Consider the following 20,127-nt stretch of genomic DNA (forward strand, 5'->3'; position numbering starts at 1 on the left):
CCGCCCTGGCGCGTCGCCGCTCTCACCTCCGCGCCAACCACGCGCGTACCGTCTCCACCAGCTCGTCGGGCGGCCGCGTCGAATCCAATGTCAGCGCGCGCTCGTCCGCGGTGGGAGGCTCGAGTGTGGCGAGCTGGCTGTCGAGCAGTGCGACCGGCATATAATGGCCGGAACGGGTCGCCATCCGCCGCGCGATCGTCGCGTGATCGAGGGAGAGCAGCACGAAGGCGGGGCGGAGGCCCGACGCCGCACCGAGCCGCTCGCGATAGACGCGCCGCAGCGCCGAGCAGGCCGCCACCGCCCGCCCCCGTTCGCGCGCGGCATCGCCGAGCGCCGCCCCGAGCCGATCGAGCCATGGCCAGCGATCGTCGTCGGTCAGCGCGTGCCCGTCGCGCATCTTCGCGATGTTCGCGGCGGAATGATAGGTGTCGCCCTCCAGCATCGGGCAGCCGAGCGCGCCAGCCAGCGCGGTGGCGAGCGTCGTCTTGCCGGTGCCGCTCACCCCCATCACCACGATCGCGAGCGCCGCCGCGCCCTCGCCCCCGCTCGCCTGCCCGATCGCTCGCAATGCTCACCCCGTGTCCGCCGCGACCCGATAGGGCCGCCTCACCGTCTGCCGCTATCCCGCGTCCGTGGCGCCTTGACCAGCGCGACCTTGGTCGGCGGTCCGCCGCTGCCGCGACTTTGGTCGTAGATGAAGCTCGGTCGCGGATCGGCTATATCGCCGGTGAGCGAAATAGCGGCACCGCGCCGTCAGCGCGGGCTCACCTCAGGGGATGGATGATGATCAAGGCCGAGCGCGACCCTTCTGCCCGTCGATTTGGTAACGCTACCAGCTATCTCACGATGGCGCTGATGCTGGCTGCCGCACCCGCCGCGGCCCAGACCCAGACCCAGACCCAGACCCAGACTCCGCCCGCTTCGCCCGCGCCCGACGTGCCGCCCGCCACGCGCAGCGCCGATCCGGCCGCACCCGACTCGTCGATCGCGCCCGCCGACCAAGATGCGGCGCCGGCGTCGACGAACGGCTCCGACATCATCGTCACTGGCTCGCGCATCACCGCCTCCGGCTTCAACGCGCCCACGCCCACCACCGTGGTCGGCGAGGAGCAGATCGCGCGCAACGCGCAGCCCAATATCTTCAACACGATCGCGCAGCTGCCCTCGCTCCAGGGTTCGACCGGCGCGGCGACGGGGACGTTCAGCACCTCGAGCGGCCAGCAGGGGCTCAGCTCCTTCTCGCTGCGTGGGCTCGGCACGATCCGCACGCTGACGCTGCTCGACGGGCAGCGCGTGGTCGGCGCCAACGTCACCGGCGTGCCCGACATCAGCCAGTTCCCGCAGCTGCTGATCAAGCGGGTCGACATCGTCACCGGCGGCGCCTCTGCCTCCTACGGCTCGGACGCGGTCGGCGGCGTGATCAACTTCGTCACCGACACGCGCTTCGAGGGGTTCAAGGCCAACGCGCAGACCGGCGTCACCACCTACGGCGACGGCGGGCAGGTGCTGCTCCAGGCCGCGGCGGGCCACGCCTTCGCCGACGACCGGCTCCACCTCGTCGTCAGCACCGAATATGCCAAGGACCAGGGCGTCGGCCCCGGCTTCTTCGGCGAGGATCTCGCCGGCAGCCGCGACTGGTATCGCGCCACCACCCTGGTCGACACCGGCATCCGCAACAACGGCAACCCGCAGTTCCTCTACCGCGATCACGGCCAAGCCTATCAATACACCAAATACGGCCTGATCTCGGCCGGCCCGCTCCAGGGCACGGCCTTCGACGCGAGCGGCAACCCTGTCCCGTTCAACTACGGCTCGAACGGCGTACCCTCGAAGACCGCGGGCGGCAGCGTGATCGGCTGCTACGTCGGCTTCTGCGTCGGCGGCGACCAATCGGGTCATGTCGGCTCGGGCACCTCGCTCCAATCGGGGCTGGAACGGATCAACGGCTATACCCGCGTCGGCTTCGACGTGGCCCCTGACATGGAATTCTACGTCACCGCCAATATCGCGCAGGTGAAGAGCAACAACCAGCCCAACCCGGGTGCCGCGCGCACGGGGCTGACGGTGCAGTGCGCCAACCCCTACCTGCCCGCCTCGATCGCGGCGCAGTGCGCGGCGAACAACATCACCAGCTTCTCCTACGGGCTCAGCAACGCGATCCTGCCCAACATCAAGGTCAACACCGATCGCCGGCAATATCGCTTCGTCGGCGGGCTGAAGGGCAAGGCGAACCTCTTCGGGGACGATTGGACCTACGACCTATACTACGAGCACGGGATCAACGTCACCGACATCAACGTCGACAACATCAGCATCAATCGCCGCTACGACCAGGCGATCAACGCGGTGCGGCTGGGCGGTGAGATCGTCTGCGCCAACCCGGTCGCGCGCGCGCAGGGCTGCCGCCCGATCAACATCTTCGGCAACTTCCAGCCGTCGCCCGAGGCGCTCGCCTATATCGTGCCCGAGAACGGGCCCTTCCAGCATACCAAGCAGACGCAGGACGCCGCCGGCGCGAGCGTCTCGGGCACCCCGCTCGACCTCTGGGCGGGCCCGCTCGCGATCGCGCTGGGCGTCGAGTATCGCAAGGAATTCTACCGCGTCCGCGCCGACCCGTACGGCGCCGGCGTGACGGCGCTCAGTCCCAACTCGGCGCTCTATCCGGCCGACCCGATCCTCAACGCCACCGACGGCAGCAACTGGTACGCGGGCAATTACAAGAACGGCCGCGGCAAATATGACGTGGTCGAGAGCTTCGTCGAGCTCAACCTGCCGATCCTCGACTCGGCGGCACTCGGCAAGGCGAACGTCAACGTCGCGGGCCGGTCGACGCGCTACTCCACCTCGGGCGTGATCTACGCCTGGAAGATCGGCGGCACCTGGGAGACGCCGATCGACGGCTTCCGCCTGCGCGCGGTCACGTCGCGCGACGTGCGCGCGCCCAACCTCTCCGAGCTGTTCGCCGCGCCGGTGACGACCACCGTCCCCAATTTCACCGACCCGCGCCCGACCGCGGCCAACCCCAACGGCCAGCAGGTGCTGATCATCCAGAACACGATCGGCAACGCCGCGCTGCGCCCCGAGACCGCGCGCAGCACCGAGCTGGGCGCGGTGCTGTCGCAGCCGAGCTGGGCGCCAGGGCTGAGCCTCTCGTTCGACTATTACAAGATCAAGGTGAAGGACGTCGTCTCCAGCCTGTCGGCGCAGCAGATCGTCAACCTCTGCGTGGTGTCGAACATCCCCGACACGTGCGGCGCCTTCAACCTCGACGGCGATTCCAAGTTCGTCAACGTCCAGTCGTTCAACCTCGCCTCGATCGACACCGACGGCTTCGACATCGAGGCGAGCTACCAGTGGCGCAACCCGCTGTCGCTGGGGGGCAGCTTCACGCTGCGCGCGCTGGCGACCCACGTCATCAAGTTCGTCACCGACCCGGGCCTGCCCGGCACCGTGCCGGTCGACACCGCCGGCGCCAACTCGGGCGCGACGCCCGACTGGAAGCTGCTCGCGATCCAGACCTATGAGAATGACAAGTTCAACCTGACGCTGCAGCAGCGCTGGTTCAGCAACGGCGTGATCGGCAACCAATATGTCGTCTGCGACCCCGGTACCTGCCCGGAGTCGACGACGGCCAACCCGACGATCGACTTCAACCGCATGAAGGGCGCCTTCTACTTCGACCTGGGCGGCGGGGTGAACGTGACCAAGGAGGTGAGCATGTACTTCAAGGTCGACAATCTATTCGACCATGATCCCGAGCCGTCGCCGCAGACCAACACGGGTCTGGACGTGAACCCGGCGCTGTACGACACGCTGGGCCGGATCTACCGCGTCGGGGTGCGCGCGCGGTTCTGAAGCCGGCGCGCTGCTCCCATCGTGCTGTTCCCCGGCGAAGGCCGGGCCGCGGTAGGGCAGATCGTGGAGAGTGATACCGCCGTCGCCCAACTGGACCTCGGCTTTCACCGGGGAACAGCGCGTCGCCCGGAGGTGCTCCCCCTACTCCGCCCGCGCCCAGCCCGGCGCCGCTGGCGTCAGCGTCTCCAGGAACGCCCGCGCGCTGTCGCGATACTCCGCCCGGCGCGCGTCGCCGAACCGCCGCCACGTCGCGTAGACGTTGCGCATCCGCGGGTTGCGCGCGAACCGCTCCTCGTGGCGCGCGACGAAGTCCCAGTAGAGCGCGTTGAACGGACACGCGCCCTCGCCCGTCTTCTTCTTCACGTCGTAGCGGCAGCGCCCGCAGTAATCGGACATGCGGTCGATATAGGCGCCGCTCGCGACATAGGGCTTGGACGCGATCACGCCGCCGTCGGCGAACTGGCTCATGCCGACCACGTTGGGCAGCTCGACCCACTCATAGGCATCGAAATAGACGACCAGGAACCAGTCCGAGATCGCCGCCGGCGCCACCCCCGCGAGCAGCGCGAAATTGCCGAGCACCATCAGCCGCTGGATATGGTGGGCATAGGCCTCGCGCCGGGTCTGGTCGACCGCCGCGGCGAGGCAGCGCATCTCGGTCTCGCCCGTCCAGTAGAAGTCGGGCAGCGGCCGCGTCGCCCCCAGCGCGTTGCGCTCGGCGAACTCCGGCATGTCCCACCAGTACATGCCGCGCATATATTCGCGCCAGCCGATGATCTGGCGGACGAAACCCTCGACCGAGTTGATCGGCGCGCGCCCGCGCTGATAGGCGCGCACCGCCGCCTCGCACACCTCCACGGGCCCGAGCAGGCCGAGGTTGAGGCACAGCGACAGGCTGGAGTGGAACAGATAGTCCTGCCCCGCGACCATCGCGTCCTGGTAGCGGCCGAAGTCGGGCAGCGCCTCGGCGACGAACTGGTCGAGCGCCTGCAATGCCTGATCGCGGGTCACCGGCAGCGCGAACGGTTCGAGCGCGCCGAAATGCTCACCGAAGCGCTCCGCTACCAGAGCGAGGACCTCGCGCGTCGTCTCGTCGCGGGCGAAGCGCAGCGGCGCGGGATAGTTGCGCCCGGCGGTCGGCCCGGCGCGATTGTCATGGTCGAAGTTCCACTGCCCGCCCTCGGGCTTGCCGTCCGCGGTCATCAGCAGACCCGTGCGGCGGCGCATGTCGCGGTAGAAGAACTCCATCCGCTTCTCGCGCGAGCGCTGCGCCCAGGCGAAGAAGTCGGGCAGCGGGCAGACGAAGCGGTCGTCCTCGAGGATCTCGACCGGCAGGCCGGTCCGCTCCGCCCAGCCGTCCTGTGCCTGGCGGACACGATACTCGCCGCCCGCCACGGTGCGGATCGCGCTCGCACGGTGGCGCCGGGCGGCGCGCTCGACCTCGCCCGTGAAACTCCGCGTGTTGCCGCGCGCGTCGAGCGCGACATAGTCGACCGTCCAGCCATCGTCGCGCAGCGCCGCGGCGAAATGGCGCATCGCCGAGAAGATCAGCGCGATCTTCTTCTGGTGATGGCGAACGTAGGTGGCCTCGTCCCACACCTCCATCATCAGCACCACCGCGGCGGCGCGATCGACGCCGCGCAGGCTGGCGAGCGTGGGCGTGAGTTGGTCGCCCAGCAGTGGGATGAGCAGCGTCATGCCCGCGCCAACGCGCGGGGCGCGCGAAAGCAACGTGGGTTAGGTGGGGGCGGCGCCGCGCGTTCCCCCCTCATCATTATCACTCTTCAACGTCGTCCCCGCGTGGGCGGGGATCCAGATACGCTGACGCTTACGATAGAGCCGCCGCGTCAGCGTCTATGGATCCCCGCCTGCGCGGGGATGACGGGAGAGAATGGGTCTGACCCGCGGCGCCTAGGCCGCCACCCTCACCAGATCTTCACCCGATCCTTGGGCGCGAGGTACAGCTTCTCGCCCGGCTTGACCCCGAAGGCGTCGTACCAGGCGTCGACGTTACGGACGATGCCGTTGACCCGGTAGAAGGCCGGCGAGTGCGGGTCGGTCAGCAACCGCGCGCGCAGCGCCCCGTCGCGGATCTTGCTCCGCCACGCCTGGGCATAAGCGAGGAAGAAGCGCTGGTCGCCGGTCAGCCCGTCGATCACCGGCGCCTTGCCATGCTCGGCCTGGTAACGCTGATAGGCCGAATAGGCCGCCTCGATCCCGCCGAGGTCGCCGATATTCTCGCCGAGCGTCAGCGCGCCCTTCACCTTCACGCCCGGGATCGGCTCATATTGGTCGTACTGGCCGACCAGCACCCCGGTACGCTGGGTGAAGGCCTCGCGCGTCGCGGGCGTCCACCAATTCTCGAACTTGCCCGAGGCGGAGAACTGGCTGCCCTGGTCGTCGAAGCCGTGCCCCATCTCGTGGCCGATCACCGCGCCGATCGCGCCGTAGTTCACCGCGGCGTCGGCCTTGGGATCGAAGAAGGGAGGCTGGAGGATCGCCGCGGGGAAGGTGATCTGGTTCGCCAGCGGATCATAATAAGCGTTCACGGTCTGCGGGGTCATGCCCCACAGGCTGCGATCGACCGGCTTGGGGAAGCGGCTGAGATCGAGCTGGTGCTCGAACTCGGCGGCGCGCAGGTCGTTGCCCAGCGGATCACCGCGGACCACCTTGAGCGCGGCATAGTCGATATAGGTCGCGGGATGCCCGGTGCGCGGCTCGAACGCGGCCAGCTTCGCCAGCGCGGCCTGTTTGGTCGCCGCGTCCATCCAGCCGTTGCCCGCGATCCGCTCGCGATAGGCGGCGCGGAGATTCTTGATCAGCTCGGCCATCTGGGCCTCGCTCTCGGGCGGGTAGAAGCGCTCGACGTAGATCTTGCCGACCGCCTCGCCCATCGCGCCGTTGACCAGTGCCACGCCGCGCTTCCACCGCGCGCGCTGCTCGGGCTGGTCGCTCAGCGTCTTGCCGTAGAAGGCGAAGCTCGCGTCGTCGAACGCCTTGGGCAGCACCGCGGCCTGGCTCGAGGCGAAACGGAACTTCATCCAGTCCTGCCAGGTGCTCACCGGCGTCGCGGCGAAGATCTTGCCCAGCGCGGTCAGCGCGGTGTCGTCGCTGACGATCAGCACCGGCTGGTTGCCGTAGCCCGCCGTCGTCTCCATCGCGGCGAAGTCGAACTCGGGCGCGAGCGCGCGGCGCTGCGCCACCGTCATCGGCTTGAGCATCTTGGCGAGGTCGCGCTGCTCGACCGGCGACCATTGCACCTTCGCCATCGCGGTCTCGAGCGCGACGATCCGGTCGGCGCGCGCCGCCGCGTCGCCCAGCCCGGCGAGCGTCAGCACCTGCTCGACGTAGCCGCGGTAGGCGGCGCGATAGGCGTCGTACTTGGCGCCGGGCAGCAGGTAATAGTCGCGCCCGCCCATGCCGAGCGAGCCCTGCCCCCAGTTGGCGACGTAACGGTTCGGGTCGGACGGGTCGGGCAGCTGGCTGATCTCGACCGGCGAGGCATAGCCGACGGTCGCGAACAGCCGCTGGAGCTGGGCGCGGTCGCGCGCGGCGTCGATCTTGGCGAAATAGGGCTTGAGCGGCGCGGTGCCGGCGCGCTCGATCGCGGCCTGGTCCATGAAGCTGGCGTAGAGCGCGCCGATCTGCGGCGCCGCGGGGCCGATCGCGGCGGGGTCGCTGGTCGCCTCCTCGAGGATGCGGCGGACCTGGAGCTCGGCCGCGTCGCTCAGCACCACCGCGGGCCCGGCGGACTGGCGGTCGGCCGCGATCGGCGTGGTCTTGTCCCACTGGCCGTTGGCATAGGTCCAGAAATCGTCGCCGGGCCTCACCGCGGTGTCGCGCGCGGTCAGGTCGACGCCGAAGTCGCCGTAGCGCGCGCCGCTCGTGGCGGCAGCGGTCGGCGTGGGCGCGGTCTGTGCCGCCAGCGGGGCCGCGGCGATCGAGCCAACGAGCGAGAGTCCCAGCAGGATCTTCGAAGTCATGGGGGCAGGCGTCCTCATCGAGTCACTGTGTGACTCGATTAAGGCACCGCGGTGTCGCGCGCAATCGCGCGCCTCGCGGCGGCCACGCGCGGCTGAACCCGCGGCGCTGCCGCTCGTTCGGCGCACGTGGCGCTCGCGACCGACCTCCCCCGCCCCGTCGTCTGGCGCCCGCGCCGGCTGCTGATCACGCGTGCCGCGCGCGGCTTCGCGCACGGCCGCGCCATCGCCGCGCGCGCGGGCGCCGCGGGGGTAGAGGTGGTCGAACTGCCCGGTGACCGCCTCACGCTGGATCTGCCCGACGACCCGCGCCGCGCCTATGCGGCGGCGAAAGCGACCCTGGCGGTCACGGTCGCGCCGCCGTCCAAGCGCCGGCTCCAGCCGATCGCGCCCAGCGCCGACTGGCGGATGGACCTGGCCGAGGGCTGCCCGGCGCATTGCAGCTACTGCTATCTCGCGGGCTCGCTGCAGGGGCCGCCGATCACGCGGGTCTACGCCAACCTCGACGAGATCCTGGCGGTGCTGCCCGACCATCTCGGGCGCGGCACGGTCACCTCGCGCCAGCGCGCGCGTGCCGGCGAGGGCACCACCTTCGAGGCGTCCTGCTATACCGACCCACTCGCGCTGGAACCGTTGACCGGCTCGCTCTCCGCCGCGATCAGATGGTTCGGGCGCTGGCGGGCCGAGGCACAGCTGCGCTTCACCACGAAGTTCGCCGACGTCGCGCCGCTGCTCGCGCTGGATCACGGGGGCCGCACGCGGATGCGCGCCTCGCTCAACCCGACCGCCTTCGCACGCTTCGAGGGCGGCACCGCGCCGGTCGCGGCGCGGCTGCGCGCCCTGCGGCAGATGGCGGACGCGGGCTACCCGGTCGGGCTCACGATCGCGCCGATCATCGCCGCGCCCGGCTGGGAGGTGGCCTATGGCGCGCTGATCGACGACGCGGCCGCCGCGCTCGACGGCGCGCCCGACCTCGACCTCACCGTCGAGCTGATCACGCACCGCTACACCGCCACGTCGCGCGCGGTGCTGGAGAGCTGGTACCCGGGCTCGGCGCTCGACATGAGCGGGCAGGACCGTGCCACCAAGCGGACCAAGTTCGGCGGCGAGAAACAGGTGTATGACGCCGCGACGATGCGCGCGTTGCGCGCCTTCTTCGAGACGCGGCTGGCGGCGGCGCTGCCCGCGGCGCGCGTGCTCTACTGGACATGACAATCTGGTTCACCGCCGACACGCATCTCGGCGATCATCGCACGATCAACATCTGGCATCGCCCCTTCCCAGACGTGTCGGCGATGGATGCCCATCTGGTCGAGCGCTGGAACGCCACGGTCGCGCCGGAGGACACGGTGTGGCACCTCGGCGACGTCGCGCGCCGCGCCGACGCGGTGGCGCCGCTGCTGGCGTGCCTCAACGGCACCAAGCACCTGCTGCGCGGCAACAACGATCCCGCGGCGACGCTGGCCGCGCCGGGCTGGGCGAGCGTCGGCGACTATGCCGAGCTCGAGCTGGACGGGCATCGGCTGGTGCTCGGCCATTATCCGTTCCGCAGCTGGAACGGCCAGCACCGCGGCGCGATCAATCTCCACGGCCACAGCCACGGCCGGCTCGCGCCCATGAAGCGGCAATATGACGTCGGCGTCGACGTGCACGACTTCGCGCCGGTCACGCTGGCGCAGCTGCTCGCCGCACCATCTCGAAAGCCGCCGACGCGCACCTTATCTAAGCCGGGAACGGAGGTTGCATGACGGACTATCGCAAGACCGACGAGGCGCTCGCGCGGCTCACGCCCGAGCAGTATCGCGTTACCCAGCAGAGCGGCACCGAGCGCCCCGGCACCGGCGAGCTGCTCTACAACAAGGAGCCGGGGATCTATGTCGACGTGGTGTCGGGCGAGCCGCTGTTCGCCAGCGCCGACAAATATGAGTCGGGCTGCGGCTGGCCCAGCTTCACCAAGCCGATCGAGCCCGCCAACGTCGCCGAGCTGGTCGACCGCTCGCACTTCATGACCCGCACCGAGGTGCGCTCGACACACGGCGACAGCCACCTCGGCCATGTCTTCGACGACGGCCCGCGCGACCGCGGCGGGCTGCGCTATTGCATCAACTCGGCGTCGCTCCGCTTCGTCCACCGTGACGACATGGAGGCGCAGGGCTATGGCGCGTATCTGTCGCAGGTCGAGGAGATCGGCTGAGCCTCGCCGCGCGGCGTGCTCACCACAGCACGCCGTGCTCGGGGGTCATCGGCTCGGGCGCGTCCTCGCCGATCGACTGGAGCAGGTCGATCTCGATCGTGCGGCACATCGCTAGGAGCGGCAGGTCGTGGACGGTGTTCGCGAACGGGTCAACCAGATCGTCGCCGATCGCCAGCACCGCGAGGAACATCAGCCCCGCCACGGTGGAGCCGAGCGGCGTCGCGAAGCCGAGCGTCTCGACCAGCCCGATCGGCAGCAGGATGCAGAAAAGGTGCGTGAAGATCATCGGGAAGAAGCGATATTGATTGGGCAAAGGCGTGTTCTTCAACCGCTCCATGCCGCCCTGCGCGTTGGCGATGTCGATCAGCACGCGCTCGATCGAGGCCTGCTGGATCGTGTCGATCCAGCCGTTCTCGCGCGCCAGGTTGACGCGCCGGCCCGTGCCGTCGACGATCCCGTTGGCGATGTTCGTTCGCGACAACGCGAAGTCCGCCTCTCCCTTAGAGAGGAAGCGAAGCACCGCGTCGTCCGCCTTCTGCTTGCGTAGCTGGCAGCGCAGCGCGTTCACATAAGCGATCTGGCGCAGCACGATCGTGCGCTTCATGTCGCGCGCCTCGGGATCGGGCAGGAAATTGCGCGCCGCGCGCGCCAGGTTGCGACTGGCGTTGATCATCAGGCCCCACAGCGAGCGCCCTTCCCACCAGCGCTGATAGGCCGAGTTGCTGCGGAAGCCGAGGAACAGCGCCAGCGCCGAGCCGAACAGGGTCAGCGGTAGCTCGGGCGCCTTGAACGGCAGCACGTAGTAAGTGACGGTGACGATCACGTCCCAGATGAACAGCAGCGTCAGCGGCTTCCAGACTTCGCGGACGATCTGGGTGAAGCGGGGCACGGCGGTGACGATCATGCGCGGCCAACGCGCGTTCGGCGGGGTCGTTGCACGGGTGAAACCGAACGTTACAGAGCCGCGCGTCGGTGTCGGTCGCTGGCCCGAGATGCCTTCGGTCGAGCGACCTCGTGCTCGGGCGAACGTCGAAGCCCAGGGGCTCGGGCGGCGACGTCGCCGGCGCAGGGCTCCCCTGCGCGCGAGCGCGAGTGGTCCCGCTATGCCTCAGCCGACCAGGGCGCGGTCGCGCAGGCCGCGCCAGACGCGCAGCGCCTGTACCGTCTCGGCCACGTCGTGGACGCGCAGCAGCTGCACCCCCGCCTCGGCGCCCTTGAGCGCGAGCGCGACCGAGCCGCCGAGCCGCGCCTCCACCGGCGCCTCGTTGCTGAGCGCGCCGATCAGCCGCTTGCGGCTGGCCCCCAGCATCACCGCGCAGCCGAGCGCCTGGAACGTCGCTAGGCCGTTGAGCAGCGCGAGATTGTCCGCGAGCGACTTGCCGAAGCCGATGCCGGGATCGACGATCACGCGGCCGCGCTCGACCCCGGCGGCGACCACCGCCTCGACCCGCGCCTCGAGCCAGTCGAACACCTCGCCGACCACGTCGGCGTAGCCGACGCGCCCGTGCCCGCCGGCCTTCGGATCGGGCGAGTGCATCAGGATCACGGGCGCGCCGCTGCGCACCACCACGTCGAGCGCGCGCTCGTCCCACAGCAGCGCGGACACGTCGTTGACGATCGCAGCGCCCGCGCCGAGCGCGGCCTCCATCACCGGCGCCTTGCGCGTGTCGACCGAGACCAGCGCGCCCGCGCGCGCGAGCCGCTCGACCACCGGGGCGACGCGACGCGCCTCGTCCTCCTCCCAGACCAGCGCGGCACCGGGGCGGGTCGACTCGCCCCCCACGTCGATCAGCGCGGCGCCGGCGGCGGCCATCGCCATGCCCGCGGCGGCCGCGGCGGCGGGGTCGTCGCGGTGCGCGCCGCCGTCGGAGAAGCTGTCGGGCGTGACGTTGAGGATCGCGGCGACCTGCGGCTGGTCGAGCCGCAGCACGCGCTCGCCCAGCGCGAGCGGCGCGCGCGGCGCGGTGACGCGCGCGTGGAGCAGCGCGGCGCGCTCGCCGAGTCGCGTGACCTCGGCGACGGGGACGACGCGGCGCGCGCCATCGCCGCTCACCTCATAGGCGGCGAACCATTGCAGACCCCCGGCGAGCCGCGCCACCGTGCCCTCCGGGTAAGCGAAGGGCGCGTCGACGAAGTGGACGGGGCGGAGGCGCATCGATCGGACCTTCTGCTGGGCGAGTGCCGCCTGCTACCGCGCTTCGGCGGGACGCCCAAGCGCTGGCTGGGAACAGAGCCGATTGCCCCTCAAGATGACCGCCATCCAGCTGATCCCCCCTGTCAGGGGAGGATCGGCGATCCCGTATCGCCTGTCGAACGACTTACGGCTGGGTGGCGAGCAGGTACGTCTGCCGCACGCGGTCGATCGGTTCGAGCGCGCCGTCCACCTCGCGGTGCCAGAAGGTCCAGCCGTTGCACGCGGGCGCCTGCTGCACCGTCGCGCCGACCTTGTGGATCGAGCCGCTCGCACCGCACGCGCTCGCCAGCGAGCCGTCCGCGCGCACCGTCGCGCGGTGGCGCCGCTTGGCGTCGACCAGCAGCGTGCCGGGCGTGAGGTAACCGTTCTCGACCAGCACGCCGAACGCCACCTTGGGCGCGGCGCGCGGGCTCTGCATCGTCGCCAGCGCCGACTCATCCAGCGGCAGCGCGGCGGCGATCCGCTCGGCCGCGGCGTCGACATAGGCCAGCTCGCGCTCGATCCCGATCCAGCGGCGCCCCAGCCGCTTCGCCACCGCGCCGGTGGTGCCGGTGCCGAAGAAGGGGTCGAGCACCACGTCCCCCGGCTTCGTGCAGGCGAGCAGGATGCGATAGATCAGCGCCTCGGGTTTCTGGGTCGGATGGACTTTCACCCCGCCCTTCTTGAGCCGCTCCTGCCCGCCGCAGATCGGGAATTCCCAGTCGGAGCGCATCTGCAGCTCGTCGTTCAGCGTCTTCATGCTGCGATAGTTGAAGGTGTATCGGGCCTTCTCGCCCTTCGACGCCCAGATCAGCGTCTCGTGCGCGTTGGTGAAGCGCGTGCCGCGGAAATTGGGCATCGGGTTGGCCTTGCGCCACACGATGTCGTTGAGGATCCAATAGCCCAGGTCCTGCACCGCGGCACCCACCCGGAAGATATTGTGGTAGCTGCCGATCACCCAGATCGTACCGTCGTCCTTGAGGATCCGGTGTGCCTCCGCCAGCCAAGCGCGCGTGAAAGCGTCATAGGCGGCGAAGGTGTCGAACTTGTCCCAATCGTCGGTCACCGCGTCGACGTGGCTGCCGTCGGGGCGGAACAGCTCGCCGCCGAGCTGGAGGTTGTAGGGCGGATCGGCGAAAACCATGTCGACCGACTTGGCGGGCAGCGCGCGCATCGCCGCGATACAGTCGCCCATCACGATCTGGTCGAGCGGGAGCGGTGCGTCCGCCGGCGCCGCGGCGCGTCGCGACCGCGCGACCTTGTCCATCACCCCCATCGATCAGCCCCCTTTTCGCTCGCGCAAGAGGCCGCCGAAAGCCGTCCCCGTCAAGCCGGCTTTTCGCAGGCGACTCGTGGACCGAAGCCGAGTCGCTGGGGGAACAAGATGAGTCCACGTCCATATGTTGAGTCGTCCGCGGCGAGATTGACTCGATATATGGTGGTGTGACGGAAAAGACTCAGAGTGGCAGAACCGACTGCGCCACGGGCGCGAAGCTGCGGCGATGGAGCGGCGACGGCCCGTGTTCGCGCAGCGCGCGCAGGTGCGCGGGGCAGCCATAGCCCTTGTTCGAGTGCCAGCCGTATTGCGGGTGCGATTCGGCGGCGGCGATCATGATCTGGTCGCGCGTGTGCTTGGCGACGATCGAGGCGGCGGCGATGGAGCGGCTCCGCGCGTCGCCGCCGACGATCGCGGTGGCGGCGTAACTCCAACGCGGCAGACGGTTGCCGTCGACCAGCACGTGCCCGGGCACGTCGCCCAGCGCGCCCGCCAGCGCGTCGACCGCGAGCGTCATCGCCTTCATCGTCGCCCAGTAGATGTTGAGCACGTCGATCTCGGCGGGCTCGACGATGCCCACGCCCACGATCGCGCAGTCGCGCAGTCGCGCGTACAGCCGAGCGCGCTCGGCGGCGCCCAGCTTCTTGGAATCGTCGATGCCGCGCGGCACGCCCCGGGCGGGCAGCACCACCGCGGCGGCCACCACCGGCCCGGCGAGCGGCCCCCGCCCCGCCTCGTCGACACCCGCCACCGGCGGTAGGCAGCGCTTCTCGTGGAGCAGCCCGGGCATCAGAGCCGCCACGGCGGGAAGCGACGGTTCTCGCCCGCCTGGTAGAGGCACAGGGCGTTGCCCGACGGGTCGCGCAGCCGCGCCTCGCGCCAGCCCCACGGCCGGTCGCGCGCGTCGTCGACCGCGACTCCTGCGGCGCGCGCGTGCGTCACCGCGGCGTCGACGTCGGCGACCTCGAGGAACACCAACGGTCGGCCATCGATCTCCTGTGCCGCCTCGATCGACAGCGTCGCGCCCCCCTCGCTCTCGAAGCGCGCGTAGCGGCTGCCGCTGGCGACGATCGGGACGAGCCCCAGACCGCGGTAGAAGGCGAGCGCGGCGACGTGGTCGGTTGCCGGCAACGTCACCTGGTTGAGCATCGGCGCCGCCGCGCCGACGTCGAGGCGCACGCGCGCGTGGCCCATCGGTCCGTGGCCGCCGCCCAGCCCGGGCGCCTCGCGCAGCGCGACCCGGACGAACCCGCGCGCGCGCGCGATCGCGGCGGGCAGCGCGAGGCCCCGCGCCAGCCCGTCGGCGATCGCGCTCGCCAGCGTGCAGCCGGTGCCGTGGCTGTGGCGCGTGTCGATGCGCGGCGCTTCCCACCGCATGATCTCGCCGTCGGGGCCGATCAGCCGGTCCACCACGCTCGCCCCCTCGGCATGGCCGCCCTTCACCAGCAGCGGCGTGCCGATCGCGGCGGCATAGTCGCGCGCCGCGTCCGCGACCGCCTCGGCGGCGAGCGACTCGCGCCCGCACAGCGCCGCCAGTTCGGGCAGGTTGGGCGTGACGAGCGCGCTGCGTCGCGCCAGCCGCCCGAACGCTTCGATCGTGGCGGCGTCGGCCAGCACCGCGCCGCTGCTCGCCACCATCACCGGGTCGAGCACGATCGCGCGGCCGTATCGGTCGCTCTCCAGCTCCTCGGCGACCGCGGCGGCGATCTCCGCGCCCCCGAGCATCCCGATCTTGACCGAGTCGACGCCGAGGTCCTCGACCACGCTCGCCATCTGCTGCCGCACCAACTCGGGCGACAGCGCCGCGACCGCCTGGACGCCGAGCGTGTTCTGCGCGGTGATCGCGGTGATCGCGGTCATCGCGTGGCCGCCCAGCATCGTGACGGTCTTGATGTCGGCCTGGATCCCCGCGCCGCCGCCCGAGTCCGAGCCGGCGACGATCAGCACCCGCGGCATCATCCGCGGTGGTGCCGCACGGTGGAAGCCGGGTGCTTCTTGAGCGTCGCACCGACGCGCGCGGGGCGGTCGAGCAGCTCGCCGCCGCAGCCGGGGCAGCGCTCGTCGAGGTCGTCGGCGCAGTCGGCGCAATAGGTACATTCGAGCGAGCAGATGAACGCGCCGCCCGCGTCGGCGGGCAGGTCGACGCCGCAGCGCTCGCAGTCGGGACGCATCTCCAGCATGCGGGCGCCATAGCGCCCCGCGCGCGCGAGGTCACGGGGGGAGAACGCAGCCGGGCTCGTGGCCGATGATCCGCGCGCCCTCCTCCGCACCGCGCGCGCGGCGCTCACCGACACCCGGGTTCCTTTCCGCGCCGTCGCGCGTATGCGCAGCGGATGGAACAGCAGGCTCTCGTCATCGCGCTGATCGGCGCGCTGGGTATCGGCGCGCAATGGGTGGCGTGGCGCACCGGCTGGCCGGCGATCGCGCTGATGCTCGTCGCCGGCGTCGTCGCCGGGCCGGTGACCGGCCTGATCGACCCGCACCGCACCTTCGGCGACCTGCTCGAGCCGCTCGTCGCGGTGGCGGTCGCGATCATCCTGTTCGAGGGCGGGCTCAGCCTCAACTTCCGCGAGCTGCGCCGCACCGACGGCGCGGTGACGCGGTTGCTGCTGGTCGGCGTGCCCGTCGGCTGGCTGCTCGGCGCGCTGGCCTGCTATTACATCGGCGGCCTGGTGTGGCCGGTCGCGATCCTGTTCGCGGGCATCCTCGTCGTCACCGGGCCGACCGTCGTGCTCCCGCTGCTGCGGCAGAGCAACATCGCGCCGCGGCCGCGCGCGATCCTCAAATGGGAGGCGATCGTCAACGACCCGATCGGCGCGCTGTGCGGCGTCGTGACCTACGAGTATCTGCGCCGCGCCGGCGAGGGCGTGACGATCCCGCAGCTGCTGCTGTCGCTGCTCGCCGCCAGCCTGGTGTCGGGGCTGATCGGCTATGGCGCGGCGCGTGCGGTCGCCTGGGCCTTCCCGCGCGGGCATGTCCCCGAATATCTCAAGGCGCCGGTGCTGCTGGTCGCGGTGATCGGCACCTTCGTGGTCTCCAACCTCGTCCAGCAGGAGACTGGGCTGCTCGCGGTGACGGTGATGGGCGTGGCGCTCGCCAACCTGCGGCTCGACTCGCTGCGCGACATCCATCCGTTCAAGGAGAATGTCACCGTCCTGCTGATCTCGGGCGTGTTCGTGCTGCTGTCGGCGACGCTCAACCTGGGCGTGCTCGAGCGCTTCGAGTGGCGCTTCGCCGCCTTCCTGCTCGCGCTGCTGTTCCTGGTGCGCCCCGCCACGGTGCTGCTCAGCCTCGCCTTCACGCGCGTGCCCTGGAACGAGCGGCTGCTGGTCGCCTGGATCGCGCCGCGCGGCATCGTGGCGGTGGCGATCTCGGGGCTGTTCGCGCTGCGGCTGGGCAATCTCGGCTATGACGACGGGTCGATCCTGGTCACCTTGTCCTTCGCGGTGGTGGTGGCGACGATCGTCGCGCACGGCTTCTCGATCGGCGCGGTGGCGCGGTGGCTCAAGGTGACCGGCGCGACCGAGCGCGGGCTGCTGATCGTCGGCGCGACGCCGTGGAGCAACGCGCTGGCGGCGCAGCTGCGCCAGCTCGAGGTGCCGGTGACGATCTGCGACACCAGCTGGCAGCGGCTCGCGCCGGCGCGGCGCGGCGGGGTCGACACCTATCACGGCGAGATCCTCGCTGAGGCGACCGAGGACCGGCTCGACCTGTCGCGCTTCCAGGTGCTCGTCGCCACGACCGACAACGAGGCGTACAACGCGCTGGTCTGCAACGAATTCGCCCCCGAGCTCGGGCGCGACAACGTGTATCAGCTCGGCGCCGGCACGCACGAGGACGACCGTCGCGCGCTGCCCGCCTCGCTGCGCGGCCGCGCGCTCTTCACCAGCGGGCACGGCGTCGAGGAGATCGTCCGCCGCGTCGACGACGGCTGGGCGTTCCGCAAGACGCGGATCACCGACAAGTTCGACTATGCGACCGCGCGCGCCGACCTCGCCGACGAGGCCGACATGCTGCTGCTGCTGCGCAAGGGCGCCCCGCTGCGCTTCTTCTCGCACGCCAGCCGGCCTATCCCGCAGTCGGGCGACACGATCATCAGCTTCGGTCCGCCCGCCGGGCCGCGACGCGGGCAGCAGGAGGTGAGCGTATGAGCGACAATGCGATCAGGGCCGGCGCGGCGGCGCTGCTGCTCGGCCTGGCGGCCTGCTCGTCGCCGCCCGCGCGCGATCGCGGCGACGAGGCCAACGCCGCCGACACGGCCAACGCGGTCGCCGCGACCGCCACCGACAACGACACGGCGGCGCCCGCCAAGTCGATCCTTCGCCCCGAGGTCGCCGCCCCCGCACCGCAGGAGGAGGCGCCGCGCGCCGAGGACGCGGTCGCCGGCTTCGACGAGAGCGGCAAGACCTTGACCGACGAGGCGAAGGTGGCGCTCGACTCGCTGGTCGCCAGCCCCGCGGCACGCGCCGGCGGCGCGTTCACGCTGCGCGGCCACAGCGACTCGCGCGGCGACGATCGCGCCAACCTGCGCGCGTCGCGCCGCCGCGCCGAGACCGTCCGCGACTATCTCGCCGCCGAGGGGATCGACCCGGGGCGGATCACCGTGATCGCGCTCGGCGAGACCACGCCGCTGGTGCCCAACGCCCACCCCGACGGCAGCGACGATCCCGCGGCGCGGCAGCGAAACCGTCGCGTCGAGGTGCATGTCGCGCCGCCCGCGGTTGCTCCCGGAGGCACCGAGGAGGGCGAGGACGCGGTCGCGGGCAATGCCATGACGCCAGCCGACGAGGCGACGGCCCGGCCATGACGGTGTGGGCCCGATCTAGCGCCAGGCGATCCTCCCCCGCAGGGGAAGGTGTCTGGCCGAAGGCCTGACGGGTGTCGCGGGTCGTGAGTCCATCAGCAATCACGTCCGGTGACACCCCTTCGTCGCGCTACGCGCGCCACCTCCCCGTTCGGGGGGAGGATCATCGCGCTGCGCCTCCTCGACGCCCACGCCCCTCGCCAGCGGCGCGCCCACCACGCCAGATCACTGCGCCGCGGTCGCCGGCGCGGTGCCGGGATAAGCGATGCCGAGCTGCTCGAGGTAGCTCGGGTAGCGCGCCGGGTCGTAGTAGAATTTCTCCAGCTGCGGGCGCATGTCGCGCATCACCTTCTCGTTGAGCCAGATGGCGGGCTTGTCCTGCGCGGTGATCAGCGGCGCATAGGTGTCGGTCTTGAGCTGAACGTCCTGGAAATAGCTCTTCGCCTGCGCGAGCAATTTGGGCGAGGTCATCAGGTCGAGCACGGTCATCGCCACCGCCTTGGCGCCGGCCACCGCCCCCTTGTGCGCGATCGGGGTCGCCATCGCCATCGCCGAGGTGAGATGGTGGCCGATCATGTTGGGCACGTTCGAGGGGAAGCGGATCGTGATCGTCGGCACCGTCCACATGATGTCGCCGATATCGTCCGAGCCGCCCCCGATCGACTGCGGGCGGTTCTCGGGCGTCGACAGCGCGGTCACCTTGGTCTTGAGCGGCTTGACCTTGCGCTGGTTGGCCTGCTGCACCGCGCGCGCGAACGCCTGGTCGTCGGCCGACCAGCGCGGCATGCCGACCGCGGCGATATTGGCATAGGCCGCCTCCGCCATCGGCTTGTTGCCGAAATTGGGCGCGGCATAGCCGAGCACGCGATGCGTCACGGTCGTGCCGGTCGCCTTGGCCGACGCCTCCGAGATCTCGTTGCCGGTCTCGTACATCGACTTGATCGCGCCGAAGCTGCGGTCGCGGAAATAATACCAGACCGAGGCGGTGGCGGGGACGATGTTGGGCTGCCCCCCGCCGTCGGTGATGACGTAGTGCGAGCGCTGCGTGACGGGCAGATGCTCGCGTCGATAGTTCCACGCGGTGTCCATCAGCTCCACCGCGTCGAGCGCGGAGCGCCCCTCCCACGGCATGCCCGCCGAGTGCGCGGTCTTGCCGCGGAACTGATATTCCACCGAGACCATGCCGTTCATGCCGAAATCGCCGTAGGCGGTGCCGAACTCGCTGGCGACATGCGTGAAGATGCAGGCGTCGACGCCCTTGAACATCCCGTCGCGCACGTAATAGGCCTTGGTCGCGAGCAGCTCCTCGGCGACGCCGGGCCACACCATCAGCCGCCCCGGTATATGATGCTTCTCCATCACCGACTTGGCCGCGATCGCCGCGGCGATCACCAGCGGCAGCCCCGCATTGTGTCCCTCGCCGTGGCCGGGGCCGCCCTCGACCATCGCCTTGGCCTCGGCCATGCCGGGATATTGCGACACGCCGAGCAGCCCGTCGATGTCGCTGCCCAGAGCGATCAGCGGCCCGCCCTCGCCCCAGGTGGCGGTGAAGGCGGTCGGAATGCCGGCGACGCCGCGCTGCACGGTGAAGCCGGCCTTCTCCAGCACGTCGGTGAGATAGGCCGAGGTGCGCACCTCCTGGAAGCCTGGTTCGGCGTAGCTGAACACCTGGTCCACCATCACCTGGATCTGCTTGGCCTGCGCGTCGACCTTGTCCTCGGCCTCGCGCTTGAGCGCCTTGCCGGCCTGCGCGAGCGCCGCCTGGGGCGCCAGCAGCGCGCCCAGCAGCAGCGCGGTCACGGCGTCGCGGAACCTCGTCATATCGTGATCTCCCTTGGTGATGCG

General features: G+C 70.6%; 16 protein-coding genes. 6 read left to right on the forward strand and 10 right to left on the reverse strand.

All coding sequences use genetic code 11. The annotated features are described in order from the left end of the window. Window positions 1-22 precede the first annotated feature (22 nt). On the reverse strand, window positions 23-568 hold the full coding sequence (locus KZ813_RS07725; RefSeq protein ID WP_258046536.1) for a gluconokinase: 546 nt from the start codon (window positions 566-568) through the stop codon (window positions 23-25). Between the two features lie 215 nt (window positions 569-783). Here KZ813_RS07725 and KZ813_RS07730 point away from each other — a divergent pair, with 215 nt between their 5' ends. After that, complete coding sequence (locus tag KZ813_RS07730; RefSeq protein ID WP_373369264.1) at window positions 784-3,855, forward strand: TonB-dependent receptor plug domain-containing protein; 3,072 nt, start codon at window positions 784-786, stop codon at window positions 3,853-3,855. A gap of 141 nt (window positions 3,856-3,996) precedes the next feature. Here KZ813_RS07730 and KZ813_RS07735 read toward each other — a convergent pair whose 3' ends face one another. Together KZ813_RS07735 and KZ813_RS07740 are read right to left on the reverse strand one after the other, a co-directional pair. Next, on the reverse strand, window positions 3,997-5,553 hold the full coding sequence (locus tag KZ813_RS07735) for a cryptochrome/photolyase family protein (RefSeq protein ID WP_219754396.1): 1,557 nt from the start codon (window positions 5,551-5,553) through the stop codon (window positions 3,997-3,999). Between the two features lie 227 nt (window positions 5,554-5,780). Then, on the reverse strand, window positions 5,781-7,838 hold the full coding sequence (locus KZ813_RS07740) for a M13 family metallopeptidase (RefSeq protein ID WP_219754397.1): 2,058 nt from the start codon (window positions 7,836-7,838) through the stop codon (window positions 5,781-5,783). A gap of 126 nt (window positions 7,839-7,964) precedes the next feature. On the opposite strand from KZ813_RS07740, the gene KZ813_RS07745 reads away from it, so the two are divergent. Genes KZ813_RS07745 through msrB form a run of 3 tightly spaced genes read left to right on the forward strand, consistent with a single transcriptional unit; the run spans window position 7,965 to window position 10,029 of the window. Next, a complete protein-coding gene (locus tag KZ813_RS07745) occupies window positions 7,965-9,047 on the forward strand; it encodes an SPL family radical SAM protein (protein ID WP_219754398.1) in 1,083 nt (360 codons plus the stop codon). Next, entirely contained in the window at window positions 9,044-9,583 is a 540-nt protein-coding gene (locus tag KZ813_RS07750) for a metallophosphoesterase family protein (RefSeq protein ID WP_219754399.1), read from the forward strand. Before KZ813_RS07745 ends, KZ813_RS07750 begins: the two co-directional genes overlap by 4 nt. Further along, window positions 9,580-10,029 (forward strand): peptide-methionine (R)-S-oxide reductase MsrB, encoded by a 450-nt coding sequence (gene msrB, locus KZ813_RS07755; protein ID WP_219754400.1) that lies wholly within the window; start codon window positions 9,580-9,582, stop codon window positions 10,027-10,029. Before KZ813_RS07750 ends, msrB begins: the two co-directional genes overlap by 4 nt. A gap of 19 nt (window positions 10,030-10,048) precedes the next feature. On the opposite strand, the gene KZ813_RS07760 is transcribed toward msrB, so the two are convergent. The 6 genes from KZ813_RS07760 to KZ813_RS07785 all read right to left on the reverse strand — a co-directional run bounded on the left by KZ813_RS07760 (window position 10,049) and on the right by KZ813_RS07785 (window position 15,658). Next, entirely contained in the window at window positions 10,049-11,134 is a 1,086-nt protein-coding gene (locus KZ813_RS07760; protein WP_444547598.1) for a bestrophin family protein, read from the reverse strand. A gap of 3 nt (window positions 11,135-11,137) precedes the next feature. Continuing rightward, entirely contained in the window at window positions 11,138-12,184 is a 1,047-nt protein-coding gene (folP, locus tag KZ813_RS07765; protein WP_219754402.1) for a dihydropteroate synthase, read from the reverse strand. Window positions 12,185-12,347: 163 nt separating this feature from the next. Then, the gene (locus tag KZ813_RS07770) at window positions 12,348-13,478 is read right to left on the reverse strand and encodes a site-specific DNA-methyltransferase (RefSeq protein WP_219754403.1); all 1,131 of its coding nucleotides are present in this window, start codon (window positions 13,476-13,478) and stop codon (window positions 12,348-12,350) included. Between the two features lie 181 nt (window positions 13,479-13,659). Then, complete coding sequence (gene rnhB, locus KZ813_RS07775; protein WP_219754404.1) at window positions 13,660-14,268, reverse strand: ribonuclease HII; 609 nt, start codon at window positions 14,266-14,268, stop codon at window positions 13,660-13,662. Beyond that, window positions 14,268-15,437, reverse strand: a complete 1,170-nt coding sequence (gene thiD / locus KZ813_RS07780; protein WP_219754405.1) for a bifunctional hydroxymethylpyrimidine kinase/phosphomethylpyrimidine kinase — start codon at window positions 15,435-15,437, stop codon at window positions 14,268-14,270. The genes rnhB and thiD overlap by 1 nt, the downstream gene beginning before the upstream one ends. After that, window positions 15,434-15,658, reverse strand: a complete 225-nt coding sequence (locus KZ813_RS07785) for a DUF1272 domain-containing protein (RefSeq protein ID WP_219754406.1) — start codon at window positions 15,656-15,658, stop codon at window positions 15,434-15,436. The genes thiD and KZ813_RS07785 overlap by 4 nt, the downstream gene beginning before the upstream one ends. A 153-nt stretch (window positions 15,659-15,811) precedes the next feature. Here KZ813_RS07785 and KZ813_RS07790 point away from each other — a divergent pair, with 153 nt between their 5' ends. Both KZ813_RS07790 and KZ813_RS07795 read left to right on the forward strand, forming a co-directional pair. After that, the gene (locus KZ813_RS07790) at window positions 15,812-17,629 is read left to right on the forward strand and encodes a cation:proton antiporter (RefSeq protein ID WP_219754407.1); all 1,818 of its coding nucleotides are present in this window, start codon (window positions 15,812-15,814) and stop codon (window positions 17,627-17,629) included. Next, a complete protein-coding gene (locus KZ813_RS07795; protein WP_219754408.1) occupies window positions 17,626-18,285 on the forward strand; it encodes an OmpA family protein in 660 nt (219 codons plus the stop codon). The genes KZ813_RS07790 and KZ813_RS07795 overlap by 4 nt, the downstream gene beginning before the upstream one ends. A 222-nt stretch (window positions 18,286-18,507) precedes the next feature. Here KZ813_RS07795 and KZ813_RS07800 read toward each other — a convergent pair whose 3' ends face one another. Then, complete coding sequence (locus tag KZ813_RS07800) at window positions 18,508-20,103, reverse strand: amidohydrolase (RefSeq protein ID WP_219754409.1); 1,596 nt, start codon at window positions 20,101-20,103, stop codon at window positions 18,508-18,510. Window positions 20,104-20,127 lie beyond the last annotated feature (24 nt).

Origin of the sequence: Sphingomonas folli (assembly GCF_019429525.1) — a bacterium.
GTDB classification, from domain to species: domain Bacteria; phylum Pseudomonadota; class Alphaproteobacteria; order Sphingomonadales; family Sphingomonadaceae; genus Sphingomonas; species Sphingomonas folii.